This window comes from Enterococcus sp. AZ095b (genome assembly GCF_051714725.1).
Classification (GTDB): Bacteria; Bacillota; Bacilli; order Lactobacillales; family Enterococcaceae; genus Enterococcus_B; species Enterococcus_B pernyi.
Genome location: NZ_JBIOSL010000001.1, coordinates 2,816,389 through 2,830,702 on the forward strand (window position 1 = coordinate 2,816,389; position 14,314 = coordinate 2,830,702).

General features: G+C 38.9%; 12 protein-coding genes. 1 reads left to right on the forward strand and 11 read right to left on the reverse strand.

The genetic code is table 11. From position 1 onward, the window contains the following. Nucleotides 1–421 precede the first annotated feature (421 nt). A complete protein-coding gene (gene ispE, locus IGJ99_RS13475; protein WP_019722360.1) occupies nt 422–1,270 on the reverse strand; it encodes a 4-(cytidine 5'-diphospho)-2-C-methyl-D-erythritol kinase in 849 nt (282 codons plus the stop codon). Nucleotides 1,271–1,382: 112 nt separating this feature from the next. Next, nucleotides 1,383–3,953 (reverse strand): bifunctional lysylphosphatidylglycerol flippase/synthetase MprF, encoded by a 2,571-nt coding sequence (gene mprF / locus IGJ99_RS13480; RefSeq protein WP_438770888.1) that lies wholly within the window; start codon nt 3,951–3,953, stop codon nt 1,383–1,385. Nucleotides 3,954–4,388: 435 nt separating this feature from the next. Between mprF and proC the strand changes: the two genes are divergently transcribed. Beyond that, nucleotides 4,389–5,183 carry a pyrroline-5-carboxylate reductase gene (gene proC, locus IGJ99_RS13485; protein WP_438770889.1) on the forward strand — a complete coding sequence of 265 codons (795 nt, stop codon included), beginning with the start codon at nt 4,389–4,391 and terminating at the stop codon, nt 5,181–5,183. Nucleotides 5,184–5,315: 132 nt separating this feature from the next. Here the strand turns inward: proC and IGJ99_RS13490 are convergent, their stop codons facing one another. The 9 genes from IGJ99_RS13490 to IGJ99_RS13530 all read right to left on the reverse strand — a co-directional run bounded on the left by IGJ99_RS13490 (nt 5,316) and on the right by IGJ99_RS13530 (nt 14,257). Next, complete coding sequence (locus IGJ99_RS13490; RefSeq protein ID WP_034691573.1) at nt 5,316–5,669, reverse strand: hypothetical protein; 354 nt, start codon at nt 5,667–5,669, stop codon at nt 5,316–5,318. Nucleotides 5,670–5,677: 8 nt separating this feature from the next. Continuing rightward, complete coding sequence (locus IGJ99_RS13495; RefSeq protein WP_010734080.1) at nt 5,678–6,418, reverse strand: hypothetical protein; 741 nt, start codon at nt 6,416–6,418, stop codon at nt 5,678–5,680. A 527-nt stretch (nt 6,419–6,945) separates the two neighbouring features. Next, nucleotides 6,946–7,602, reverse strand: coding sequence for a hypothetical protein (locus tag IGJ99_RS13500; protein ID WP_438770890.1), 657 nt, complete (start codon nt 7,600–7,602; stop codon nt 6,946–6,948). A gap of 124 nt (nt 7,603–7,726) precedes the next feature. After that, nucleotides 7,727–7,858 (reverse strand): hypothetical protein, encoded by a 132-nt coding sequence (locus IGJ99_RS13505; RefSeq protein ID WP_347081657.1) that lies wholly within the window; start codon nt 7,856–7,858, stop codon nt 7,727–7,729. 296 nt (nt 7,859–8,154) lie between these two features. After that, nucleotides 8,155–9,711, reverse strand: a complete 1,557-nt coding sequence (gene rny, locus IGJ99_RS13510; protein WP_010734077.1) for a ribonuclease Y — start codon at nt 9,709–9,711, stop codon at nt 8,155–8,157. A gap of 288 nt (nt 9,712–9,999) precedes the next feature. Next, complete coding sequence (gene recA, locus IGJ99_RS13515) at nt 10,000–11,040, reverse strand: recombinase RecA (protein WP_010734076.1); 1,041 nt, start codon at nt 11,038–11,040, stop codon at nt 10,000–10,002. Nucleotides 11,041–11,145: 105 nt separating this feature from the next. Further along, nucleotides 11,146–12,390, reverse strand: coding sequence for a competence/damage-inducible protein A (locus IGJ99_RS13520; RefSeq protein ID WP_023520517.1), 1,245 nt, complete (start codon nt 12,388–12,390; stop codon nt 11,146–11,148). A 226-nt stretch (nt 12,391–12,616) separates the two neighbouring features. After that, nucleotides 12,617–13,195: a CDP-diacylglycerol--glycerol-3-phosphate 3-phosphatidyltransferase gene (pgsA, locus tag IGJ99_RS13525; RefSeq protein WP_019723896.1), complete on the reverse strand. Its 579-nt coding sequence runs from the start codon at nt 13,193–13,195 to the stop codon at nt 12,617–12,619. A gap of 171 nt (nt 13,196–13,366) precedes the next feature. Next, nucleotides 13,367–14,257: a helix-turn-helix domain-containing protein gene (locus IGJ99_RS13530; RefSeq protein WP_010734073.1), complete on the reverse strand. Its 891-nt coding sequence runs from the start codon at nt 14,255–14,257 to the stop codon at nt 13,367–13,369. Nucleotides 14,258–14,314: the final 57 nt, after the last annotated feature.

The window sequence follows — 14,314 nt, forward strand, 5'->3', positions numbered from 1 at the left end:
CTTACCATGTAAATCGGAAAACAAATGAATTGCCCGTCATATCAACAACGAACGTAATTGTTTTCTTTCAACTTTGGTCAAAAAGTGGCTGTTCCACACTATTATTTTATGTCCCGAGAACAATGAACGATTGGTTGAGATTGATAACAAAAAAGAAGGTAACGATCCTTCATCTTCTAAAACGAAATCAGCGGGAAAGATGTCTGGAATATTAGTCCTCTCACATCTCCTAAAACTGAATAAACGGCAGAAACAGAAGTAACCTCTTCGAAAATAAGGCGCCATCCACAAAAATTTAAAAAACAATTTTCGTGGATGGCGCCTTATTTTTCGAGGCTAAACACTTCTATTCCGACCTCTTTTACCACTTATTTTTCGAATCTGACTGCTTCCGTCATGACATCGTGTCTCTTTCATGCGTTTATAGCGTTCTGACAAGATAAACTTCCTCACAAAAACCTTTTAATCCGTTGTAGACGCGTTGTGCTCTGGAATAGTGTTGACAAAGGGCAAAAACAGTTGGTCCACTACCGCTCATCAGGGCCGCGTCTGCACCATATTTGATCATTCGCTCTTTGATTTGATAAATGACCGGATGGCGTTTTCCTGTCACATCTTCAAGACTATTCCCCATTTTCGTCAACATTTTTTGATAATCTTGTTGTCGAAGCGCATCAGCCAACCCAGGAATATCTTGATGTTGGATTTTTTGCGTATCGATTTCTCGAAAAACAGTTCGTGTCGAAACACTCATTTTAGGTTTTACCAAGATAATCCAGCAAGAGGGCATCGCTGGCAACAATTGGACGATTTCTCCCTTTCCGCCTACGTAAGCTGTTTGGCCATAAACACAGTAAGGAACATCTGTCCCCACTTCCAAGCCGATCTCTGCTAGTTCTTCTAAGCTACAGCCTAACTCCCATAACCGATTGATCCCTCGCAACGCGGCAGCACAATCTGTACTTCCACCACCTAGGCCAGCAGCGACAGGAATATTTTTTTTCACAACGATTTTTACGCCTTTTTTGATTTGATATTTCTTTTTCAACAACAAAGCTGCTTGATACACATTGTTACGCTGATCTACCGGTAAAAATGCTTTATTCGTTTCAACAATGATCCGATCTTCCGATAGCTCTTCAAAGAACAAGTGATCAGCTAAATCTACACTTGACATCACCATTTCCAACTCATGATACCCATCTGGTCTTTTATATAACACATCCAACCCTAAGTTTATCTTCGCTGGTGCTTTTTCAATCAATTCCATCCTCTCACCCATTCGAAAAGTCTAAGTCGAAAGTATTCTATCATAGGGGAAAATAAAAGTATAGCTTCCACCAACATACGTAAACACTTTCCTCACAGCTTTACAATCATTTTTACAATTCTGTCAGAACTTCTTCTGCTAGACTTGTTCCTTTTTCTTTCCCTTTGCCAATCAATAAGAAAAGCTGCCATGTGGCTAAAGTAAAACTACTTCCTTTCATATATGCAAAATAACGGCCTTCCCAATGAGTAACATACCTTTGTTTTTCTTCGTAAGCTAATTGGAATGAGTAAAAGAAATTCCCATAATTAAAGATGATCCTCATCACTTTTTCTTGTAAGAACGAGAAATCAGTTTCTCCGACATTTGCAAGTGGAGCCAGTCCCAGATTTGCTTCTGCATACCCATTTTTGCGATAGACATCCAATAGATTTGCAAGTAAGTAATCACCTAGACTATTCGGCTGGTTCGGCAGATACCGCAATAAATCATACCCCGCTTGGCGGTCATTGATTGGTTGAGATGTAATAAACCCAACGATTTTCTGCTCTTTCCGAACAATACCAATACCACTCATCAAGAGATAATCTTTCTCAAAATAACCAACAGAGAAATGCTTCTCACGAGAACCATCCAACCATTTTTGAGAAACTTCTTGGATCGGTTCGAGCAACTCTTCAGGTAATTGGTCATACCAAGTAAAATGGTAGCCCTCATTCGTCAAACGTTGTAATTCGATCTGCTTTGTGCGCCAGTGTAGCGCATCTGAAGAAAGATCAGTAATTGCTGCTTCGCCAACTTTTGCAAAGTGAAAACCCGCTTCGTGAAGCATGACGACATAACTTTCGGATACTTTATAAAAAGCTAATTCATAGCCAAAACAATCGGCTTTTTTCAAAAACTCATGCGTAGCTGTACGTATCTTCGTTGGATCACCAATCGGATCACCAAGAACAAAACATTTATTCCCTTTGATTTGGTAACCAAACACTACTTTATCTTGACCATTTTCCTGATAATAAAAATAAGTATATCCAGGTAAGTGCAGATAATGACTAGCTGCCGTTCCACCATAGGCGGTCAAAAGGCGATTTAAACGCATTTGATCCAGAGGTTCACCAAACCCTGTCTCTGAAGCTAAATATTGGTACAATGCAACTAACGCAAGTAATGAGATCCCTAAACCAATCAGTCCTGAAAACCAAACATCCTCAGATGGAAAGAGAATAAAGCGATTCGCAGTTAAATCACCTACCCAAAAACTTCCACGGTGATAGCCTGCGATTGCATAAACAATAAATAAAAAGCCAAACAAACACGCATCAAATATGATTGCTCCCCAAGAATAGACGAACTTTTCACGATAAAACTCTTTTCGGGATAACCACACCGCTAATAAAATCAAAAGGTATACAACAATCAATTCCCATGATAAGGTTCGCATCACAGTGTTGATGATGCCAAAAGCGAGTAAAGCAATCGTAGGAATAAATGCTTTTTTGACCTTCATCGCTAAAGCTCTAGCTAGTCCTAACAATAAGAACCCAACCAGCAGATTCAATGACTGATCTAAAAAATCAAACGAAAAGGGTAAGAGTATTTGAAACAACCGACTGACAGTCGAAAGATTCGTGATCGTTGAAAGTAAGACCATCATGATTCCCGCAAAATAAACGGCACACACTAACACCAAATGAGCAATTTTTTGAAAAAATAGTCGGGGAATATTATCTAAAAACCGATTGATTTTGACACCTGTGTGTGTCAAAAATAAAACGATCCCTGAAAGAAATGGTAGAACATAATAGAACAAACGATAATAAAGTAACCAAACAAGTGCAACATCTTGCCGCACGCCAAGTTGACTCATTCCTAAGATCATCAGCACATCAAATGTTCCTACACCACCTGGCACCATCGTCAACATCCCAATCAATGTGGCAATGATAAACATAGGGTACAAGGACCATACAGAAATATCTACAGCCATCAAGCGCCCAATCAACAAGAAAACCACTAAGGCACCGGTCCATTGTCCAAAGGAAGCCAGCAACAAGCCCAGTAAGCCTTTAGGATAAAATTCTACAAATAGCGTTTTACGTTTCAAATAGGCAAACAAAAAGATAAGCGGTGCCAAAAAGCTACCACCAAATAACCAAATCCAATAACTGCGAAATACACTATCTGTTTGAAGAAAGAAGACATTGATGAATGTCACTAATGACCAAATAGAAAGACCCGTCAATAGAAACAAAGCAACCTTAGAGACTGTTGCCAACACCATTTTCCGATTCGTGTGCTTGCCATAAAAACTGGCGCGCAAGCTTGCTCCGACAATCCCTCCGAATCCTGCCAAGTTATTGATCGTATTCGTGATCCATGCAGATAACAAAAAGTCTTTACGACTCATTTTGGGCTTGCCTTGTTTTTCCAATACTCGAATCGTTACCCAATCATAAAGTAACATCGGCATCACACCAATCAAACCTGCTAATATCATCCATGCTAACGTGACATGACTTTGTTGTTCCATCGTGTGCCAGACATCTTGCCAACTCATCCCATTGGCAATGTTTGCGACTTGATTCGCCACAAAAACAAGGATCGATCCAAAGAAAATCAGCTTCAAAATCAACTGATGTACTTTCACCCACTGGATCATTATCTGTAATTTATTTTTCACCGACACCCTTCCTCACCTGTAGACTTTCTAAACATATACACTCATGTTATCTTATTTACATTGATTTTTCCACTTTGGGCATTAGGTTGTGAAAAAGCCGTGAAGCTCCAAGTAGTAAGGCAGAACGTGGAAAAATAGCGCCTCATATTTTTTCACGTTTTGACTTACTATTGAAGGAGCTGGCTTTTGAACACCGTTTATCAGAGGTTGCGAAAGGAGCGTTCAGCACTAAAGCATAAGACAGAAAAATTGAAAATGGTCGTTTCATTTTTGATTTTTTTTGGCTTATGTCCGAAGTGTTGCTCCTTGCACACCGTTTATCAAGGTTGTGAAAGAAGCGCTTTGACCTGAGCAGTAAACTGGAAAATCAATTCGTCTCTCGACTTGCAGGTTATGAGAAAAAAAGCTATGCTAAAAACCAAAGGAGAGGATTACATGAAAATCGGATTTATCGGTACAGGAAATATGGCACAAGCAATTATTCATGGTATCTTAGCAAATAATCTAGTGGCTAAAGAAGATATTTTTGTTTCAAGCGGTCATTATGAAAATGCCCAACGCTTTGCTGGTAAAGTTGGGGTCAATGCTTGTCAAACCAATCAAGAGATTGCTGAAAAAGCAGAAATCGTTGTTTTGGCAGTGAAACCAAAAATCATCGAACAGGTGTTAAATGAATTACGCGACCATCGTAAACAACAGTTGTTTATCTCAATTGCTTCAGGAAAATCGCTTGCAACACTAGAACAAGCACTGGATCCAGAAGCTGCTATCATTCGTGTGATGCCCAATGTCAACGTGAGTGTTGGCGCGGGTGTTTCTGCAATCTGCAAAAACCAAGCAGCAACAAATGAACAGTTGACACAAGCGACACAAATCTTTGAAGCGATTGGTAGTGTCTACCCTTTAGCAGAAGATGATTTCAGTACATTTATCGGATTGGCTGGAAGCTCCCCTGCTTTTATTTATATGTTGATCGATGCAATGGGACGTGCAGGTGTTTTACATGGACTACCTAAAAAAACAGCAACAGAAATTGCCGCTAAAGCGATTTTAGGTTCCTGCCAAAAGTTCCTAGCAAGCGATGAAAATCCTTGGGAATTAGTTGATCAAGTATCTTCTCCAGGCGGAACGACAGTTGCCGGTGTCGTCGCATTAGAAGAAGCTGGGTTTATCCCTGCAATCATCATAGGGATCACGAAAACAATCGAAAAAGATAAAGAAATGTTGTAAACGAAGAAGCGATGCAAGGATAGACTGAAAAAAATAAAATTTAATATTGTTAAAACAAAACAAGCCGAAGAATCCTAAAACTCCTGTGCCTACTTCTGGATTCTTCGGCTTGTTTATATTGAACAATTGCTATTATTTCTTGTTTCGCTGTGTAAACAAAATTACCCCATATAAAATTAGTATTCCTACAAGTATTAATATAGCGTACAAAAAACGTGTAATCTCAAATTTTTCAACCCCAAATGAGCTTACTATTTTAGGTGGTAAGTAAAAACACAAGAAGAGAAGAACCACATATTGGATTTTTCTTATCCTAGTTTCATTCTTAAACGGTTTAACGGATAAAAATGGAACGCCAAAAACATAGCCTAAACCACTGGTTGATATTAGTATGGATTTATTTCCTTTCAATAAAAACTCAACCAAGCCGATAAAGACTAATACAAGTAAAAATATAACTAGTAATTTAACGATGTATTTCTTCATAAGGTTAGTCACATCGTTCGATGCTGCGTTCCATGATATACCGTCCATGAGTCATTCCATACTTCTCGAACATATAATCCAATCCAACCATTACCACTAGTGTCTAAAGCCGATGCAATGGCTGCTCCACTAGATAGACCATATGCCCCCATATACTCAAGTAAAAATTCTGCTGCAATTGTTGCAATACCAAATACACCAGCTGTAAAAGTAATTAAAGACGCAATCCCTATATTTACTAGCGACCCAAATATATTTTTCCCTACAGCTAAATTCGTATAATTCCATGAGGTATATTTCAGCCTTAGTAGATTATTTGAGAGATCATCTAACCCATTTTTTTCACTATTTTCGACTATCAATGGGTATTTTTCAGTTATTTGTCTATATTCACCATCATTATTTTTTTCTTTTTTCTCGACAATCACTTCACTACCTGTTCTTGTTACAGCCATTGTTTCTAATGTTTGTAAATTAGTAACCTCTGCGGCCAATACATTATTGTTTCTATCTAGCAACTGAATAATATGCTCATTGTTTTCATCGAATTGATTAATCTTAGCAGTATTCTTATAAGTGATAACCGCATCATTAAATAAATCCGTTTGATAAGATTTAGCCTCTGTCGTTGTTTTTTCTTGATACTCCGAGGCAAATACTGACTCATTAACTCCTAAAACCGAAAATACTATAACACTAGCTAACGTACTGATTGTGACAGATAAGGTAATGATTTTAGATTTAATCATTTATACTCCTCCAACAATATTTTGTGAGAAATCTCTCTAAATATTAAACCACATATTTAAAGCCCTACATTAAATAATTTATGTTTTTTTATTATTGACACAACAAACGCAATAACATACTGATAAAAAAACACTAAATCACTTACTTACACCAGAAAAATAACTATAAAATAGTTATTTTAAAATTAAATAATAACAATAATATATAAAAATCCTTGTAAATTCACTTTTTTCTGTTACCTTAGAACTGAATAAACGCCGAGAACATCCGTAACCTCTTCGAGAATAAGACCGCACATTTTTATGCTTACTGTCTTAGTAATCGAAGAGGTTGTTCTTCATATTTTAGCTGATACTTACAGTAGTAAAATTATACTTTATCTCTATGCTATTTTTTTTGGCTAGTGTCCTTTACTGTTCGTTTTACAGACTAACCTGTTTTCCCTTCACGATAGACTGCTGGTAAGTGATTGTCGCGTTGGTCTCTTTACTAACCTTTTTGCCATGACTTATGATCTTTGCAGAATCTACCGCTCCATCTCTTGTTTGAGCAGGTACTTCTGTCGACATTTTGGTACTGCTTGTTTCTTTTCTAAACGTTTAGCTTGTTCAATCACTAAAAAAACACCTGTTTGCATCGTCTTTGCACCACTAAACAGCTTACTATCTCCTAATCCTTCTTCTTTTGTCTCTCTTTTGACGCGGGGGTTATCGTGGAACTCATTTTTATCCTCACCCCCTCTCATGATCCTTGCAAAATTCGCTACTTCATCTCTTATTTGAGTAGATCTTGTCGGCGTCATTTCAGACAATTCTTGCTTTTTTTCTAAATCTTTGGTTTGTTCTAAAACAAAGAAATTAACTGTTTGCATCATTGCTAACACAGTGAATAGCTTGCCATCTCCCATTTCCTCTGCCTTTGTTTTTCTTTTGACACACGGTTGGTTATAGAACCTATTTTGATTGGCAAAATCTCTTATAATCGTTGCAAGCAATTGAGCATCCGTCAATTTGAACTTAGTAAATAATAAAGGGTCTGTTTGAAATGCTTTGATGACAGTTTTTTTAGATGACTGAGGGGCATTTTGCTTTTTTGCTACCGCTGTAACAAATTGATCAAAATTAGGAGGTTCAAAATACTCTGCGTAGCGTGCAAGAAAATCATCTTTCACATGTTTGACCACTAGGCAAAAATCCAATAGACGTTAGCCCATATTTAACAACATTATATGTTCCTAAAACAATGTGTGTAGTTTCATGCGTAATCGTAATCTCTGGGGGTGCTGCCATTTGGATTCCTGATAAAATTTATGGTCTTCTATGGAAAGCATCCGCTACAATAATGATGCGACACTCAGCATCTTCTTTCAATACAAAGGCATAGGCTTTCGGATCATCATTACTAATGGAATAATAGGCATGTGTCTTCTCATCTAGCACAAAATCAGTCGAAACGACTCAAATATTTTCAAATCCCCAGTCTGCTGTTCGACGCAAACATTGTTCGCCTTTTGTTGCGATCGAAAGAAGTCGCTCGACTGATTCCTTTAAAATCTTCTCTTATTGAAAAGAAGGTGGTATATCAAGGAATTTTCTTAAGTATTGACCTTCGACTGTTTCTGCGATTTTATCTACTTTTAATAATTCTAAACACACATCTTTGACTAAAGTCAATAAAAAAAATGACCCAACAGACTAATCTAATCTGTTGGGTCATCCTATATTTTAACTATTTTTTATTTCGCATAATCGGTTGCACGAGTCTCTCGGATCACGATTACTTTGATGTGTCCTGGGTAATCCAGATCATCTTCGATGCGTTTACGGATATCGCGTACTAAGCGTACCGCGTCTAAATCAGAGATTTCTTCTGGTTTGACCATGACGCGTACTTCACGTCCGGCTTGGACAGCAAAACTTGATTCAACACCGGCAAAGCTGTTTGAGATCGTTTCTAGGCTTCTCAAACGACGGATATAGTTTTCCAATGATTCGCTTCTTGCACCTGGGCGAGCTGCTGATAATGCGTCTGCAGCGGCAACTAGGACGGAAATAACAGAAGTCGCTTCGACATCGCCATGGTGAGAGGCGATCGCATTGATCACAACTGGATTCTCTTTGTATTTCGCTGCTAGTTCTGCACCGATCTCAACATGTGAGCCTTCAATTTCATGGTCTAATGCTTTCCCGATATCATGCAGCAATCCCGCACGTTTCGCCAATTGGATATCTTCGCCTAACTCCGCTGCTAAGATTCCTGATAATTTCGCTACTTCGACCGAGTGTTTCAACACGTTTTGGCCATAACTTGTTCGGAAATGTAGACGACCCATGATCTTGATCAAATCTGGATGAAGCGTATGTGCGCCGACTTCAAAGGCTGCTTCTTCTCCATATTCTCGAATCCGTTCGTCCATTTCTTTGCGTGATTTTTCAACCATTTCTTCAATACGCGCTGGATGGATCCGTCCATCTTGAATCAGTTTTTCTAATGTCATTCGTGCGATTTCTCGACGAATTGGATCAAATCCTGAAAGAACGACTGCTTCTGGTGTATCATCAATGATCAAATCGATCCCTGTAAGGGTCTCAAGGGTCCGAATGTTTCGTCCTTCACGTCCGATGATACGACCTTTCATTTCGTCATTTGGCAATGTCACGACAGACACTGTCGTTTCAGAAACTTGATCTGCTGCACAACGTTGGATAGCCAATGAGAGCAAGTTCTTCGCTTTGCGATCTGCTTCTTCTTTTGCACGTTGTTCTGATTCTTTTACCATCAAGGTCAGTTCATGATTCAACTCTTCTTCGGTTGATTTCATGATTACTTCTCTTGCATCTTCTTTCGATAAACCAGCAATTTTTTCTAATTCTTTTTGTTGATCTTCAATCAATCTTTCAACGTCTTTTTCTCGCTCTTCAATTAATTGCTGTTTTGAACTAAGTGCCTCTTCTTTACTTTCAAGTGAGTTTTCTCGTTTTTCTAACGAGTCATCTTTACGATCTAACGTTTGTTCGCGTTGGATCAATCGATTTTCTTGAGATTTTAGCTCTAATTTACTTTCTCTCAGCTCACTTTCAACTTCAGAACGATATTTCTGATTTTCTTCCTTAGCTTCCAACAATGCTTCTTTTTTTAGAGTTTCTGCTTCTTTTTTTGCACCTTCAAGAATACTTGCAGCTGATGTTTTTGCACCAGCAATTTCTTTCTCATGACGTGACTTCGCAACCATAAACCCTAAACCAAGACCGACAATTAAACCGATGATAGCGAGGAGAATGTTGAGTCCCATTAAATCCACCTCCATACTATCTTTTCCATTTTTATCATCTACCAATTTCTATGATAAATTATTCTAAACTATAAATATGCTGTTGCATATGTGCATAAAAACCTGCACAAGTTTATTCTAATGTTTGTTTCCAGTAGTGTCAACTTTAAATACGAAAAGAAACGGCTTCCTCGTTTTTCAAAAAAGGGAGGTTTTGAGCGAGTGATGACTTATTTTTTTGTGCTTATTCTAGAGAAAAATAAAAAAACATCCGGTAGTTATTAGACTACCGGATATCCGCTTATTTCTTTATTCATCTAGTGGTAATTCTTCTTGTGCTTCTTCTGGTACATCAACTGGTTCACCGATGCCATAAGCTGCACGCACTAATGTAGATACTTCAGCCATCATCTCTGGATGATTTGACATATAGATTTTCGCGTTTTCACGACCTTGACCAATGCGATCTTCTTTGTAAGAATACCATGCACCACTCTTGTCAACGATATCTTTTTCAACTGCCATATCCAATAGCTCGCCTTCTTGAGAGATACCTAAGCCATACATGACATCGACTTCAGCGATTTTGAATGGTGGCGCTACTTTATTTTTTACGACTTTGATCTTTGTACGGTTACCGACAATGTCCGTTCCTTGTTTCAATTGTTCAGCACGACGTACTTCCAAACGGATCGTTGCATAGAACTTCAGCGCACGTCCTCCTGGTGTGATTTCTGGATTACCGAACATCACGCCAACTTTTTCACGAATTTGGTTGATGAAAATCGCGATCGTTTTTGTTTTGTTGATCGATCCTGACAGTTTACGTAAGGCTTGAGACATCAAACGAGCTTGTAACCCTACGTGTGAGTCACCCATCTCACCGTCGATCTCTGCACGTGGTACTAAAGCTGCTACTGAGTCGATAACGACAATATCTACTGCACCACTTGATACTAAAGCATCAGCGATTTCTAATCCTTGTTCTCCTGTATCCGGTTGAGAAAGGAGTAATTCATCGATATTTACCCCTAATTTTTGGGCATATTGTGGATCTAAGGCATGTTCCGCATCAATAAAGGCGGCAGTCCCACCATTTTTTTGGACTTCTGCGATTGCATGAAGTGCAACCGTTGTTTTACCTGAACTTTCTGGACCGTAGACTTCAATGATCCGTCCACGAGGATAGCCACCTATCCCTAAAGCAACATCTAGTGCAAGAGAACCACTTGGAATTGTCGAGATTTGTTGGTCGATTTTTTCGCCCAGTTTCATGATCGAACCTTTCCCATAGTTCTTTTCAATTTTTTTCAATGCAGCATCTAAGGCTGCTTTACGATCATCTGCCAATACGATAATCCTCCTTATTTTTACGACTCAAAGTAACATTTCATTACGTTTATAATATCTTTTTTATTTATAAAAAGCAAGCGAAAACCGAACAAATATTCGCATTTATTTTTTTCTTAATAGTTGCTTTCTTAGCAGATCAAATCCTTGCATAATCGCGCTATTTCTGATTGCCGAACGGTCTCTTGTGAAGTGACATTCTTTTGTTTCTACGCCTTCTTTTGATGCAACGGCAAGCCAAACTGTACCCGCAGGATGTCCTTCTAATGTGTCGGGTCCCGCTACGCCAGTAAACGCTACGGCATAATCTGTACCAACGAGTTGGCGTGCTCGAATCGCCATTTGTTCGGCGCATTCTTTACTGACTGTGCCAAACTGCTCTAACAGGTCTGGATCGATGCCTAAGAGCTTTGCTTTGGTCTCTGCTGAATAAGTCACAAAACCACCAGAAAAGACTTGAGAGACGCCAGGAATCGCTCCTAGTGCGGATTGAAAGCCTCCGGCTGTCAAACTCTCAACTGCTGTGACTGTCTTCCCCTGTTCTTTCAGTAGATCCACGACGGCTTGTGGCAACGAATAGTCATCCCCATAGCCATAAAAATATTCACCGACACGGGCTTGGATTTTTTCTTCTAGTGCGTGCAACGCTTGATTCCCTGCATGGATGTCTGACGTTTTGACGGTCAATCTCAGTGTGACTTCATTTGGTTTGGCATAAGGAGCAATCGTGGGATTGATTTGTGTAGCAATCAAGTCTTTTAGATCGGTTACTAATTGTGATTCACCAATGCCATAGAAGCGCAACACTTTTGAGATCAGTTTTTCTTCTGAAGGGAATTGTTGTTCTAACAAGGGGCGTACTTGTTCTACAAACATCGGCTTCAACTCACTCGGTGGCCCAGGAAGTAAAAGATAGGCATTGCTTTTCGTTTGATAAAACGTGCCTAACGCTAAGCCAGTTCGATTAGGTAATGGTGTGCCACCTTCAATGATTTGGGACTGTTGTAAATTGTTATCCGTCATTTTTCTTTTTGTCGTTTCGAAAAATGCCAACAGTTTCTTGTAACCTTCTGTATTTTGGATCAGTTTTCTATCAAGGTGTTTTGCAACAACTTCTTTTGTTAAATCATCTTCTGTTGGTCCTAATCCACCACATAAAATGATTAGTTCACTTCTTGATTCAGCTAACTGGAGTAACTCCTCCAAACGAGTCGGATTATCCCCGACAACTGTGTGATAATAGACATCGATTCCTAGATCTGCTAACTGTTCTGATAAAAATGTCGCATTCGTATTCACGACTTGTCCAAGTAATAATTCTGTTCCTACTGCTATGATTTCAGATTTCATATTTGATCGCTTCCTTTAGTTGAGGTTGCTTTTGCAACATCTCTATTTATCTGTAAATCAGTCTTTGTTCGACTAATTATCTCTACCAAATAGTATACGCTATTTGCTGATAGAATCATTTCTCCTTGCTCAATTTATTCTTGTGATTGCGTCTATGTCAAAAAAATAAAAATCAGACCGGAAATGACCGATCTGATTGCAAGGTTCACTAAGTGACTCTATGATTTTACATGGATCCTTTGAATACGCCACGATTCTTGATAAAGTAATCGACACCTGAATAGATGGTAAAAATCAGACAAGCGTATAACATGATTTGATCAAGGGGTACATTGATCAAGTTGAATGGGATATTATTGATGAATAATAAAATGATCGCAATCATTTGAGTAGCTGTTTTTACTTTTCCAGGCCAAGCAGCTGCCATGACTTCCCCGTCCTCGACAAGCAATAATCGTAACCCTGTTACAGCCAACTCACGACAAACGATGATCGCAATCACCCATGCTGGCGCTTTTCCTTGACCTACCAACATGATAAAAGCTGTCATAACTAACATTTTGTCTGCTAATGGATCAGCAAATTTTCCGAAGTTCGTCACTAATCCTCTGGAGCGAGCAATTTTCCCATCTAGCCAATCCGTCACACTTGCTAAAGCAAAAATGATGGCACCTACTAGCTGAGTGATCGCTAATGACGTTGTTCCTACCGTTAATTGCCCCCAATCTAACGGAAGGCCGACGACTAAAATAAACACTGGAATCATACAGATTCTAAGTACAGTTAATTGATTTGGTAAATTCACAAGAACGACTCCTTTCTTTCCTATTTTACGTCAGTCCAGCAAAAGTTTCCACCAATAGTCTCTCAATTGCTAAACAAATCTTTCACTACATTATAACCTACTATCTAAACAAGAAAAGAGAGCCCAACACGAGATTCCGGCTCTCTTTTACACGGTTGATGTTTAAACTAGTTATTCTGCATACTGCAAGGAAAGCGAAATATTCTTCAGACTCGTATTATTTGGGCCTGCGTTGATAGGCAGTTCTTCACCATTTAATTTGACCGTTGCATTACTCGCTGCTCCAAGTGTGATCATTGCATTTGTCGTATTTTCTGGAAGTTCTGTTGTTTTTGTATCATTGGCAACCAAGGTTTCTTGATAGTGATAGTCAAACGTATTGTTCAATTGGACACCAATCCAGACACGTTCACTTGCTGTAAATTCCAATGTGATCGGTTTTTTCGCATCTTTTACCTCGATTGAAAGCGCACTTCCTGTGTCTTGTCCCGGTGTGATGATCATTTTTTTCTCTTCTTCTGTTGATTTTGTTGTCGATTCCACGGTCGATTCAACCGTTGATTCACTTGACTCCGGTTCTTCTTCCGTGATCGAACCATCGACAGATACCGTTGAAGCTGTTCCACCAATGATCGGCTCCGATTGACGGTCTTGCCATGACATATATGCCACTACTGTGATAATTGCTACAGCGACTAATCCTAATAAAATCACTGGCAGACTTGTCCAGAATTTTGTTAGATTCTTTTCTTCTTCGTGCATGGCTTTTCTTGAACCACTCACTGTTTCTGGTTCTGGTCGTTTTTTGATGGTCTCATCTGCGAAAGATTTTTTCCCATCAAAAACATCCACTAAATAATCACCATCTTCACCAACAGCTTCTGCATATTGACGAATAAATGCACGAACATAAAATTTACCTGGCAATTGATCAAATTCGTTTTGATCGATCGATTCCAAGTAACGTTTTTGGATCTTCGTCATTTGTTGTAATTCATCTAATGATATTTTTTTGTTTAAACGGGCTTGCCGTAATTTTTCCCCGATGGTTTCAAAAGCCACTCGTTCATCTTCTCCAGTCTGTGTATTCTAGTCAGAAGGTGCTTTCTCTACTGAGGA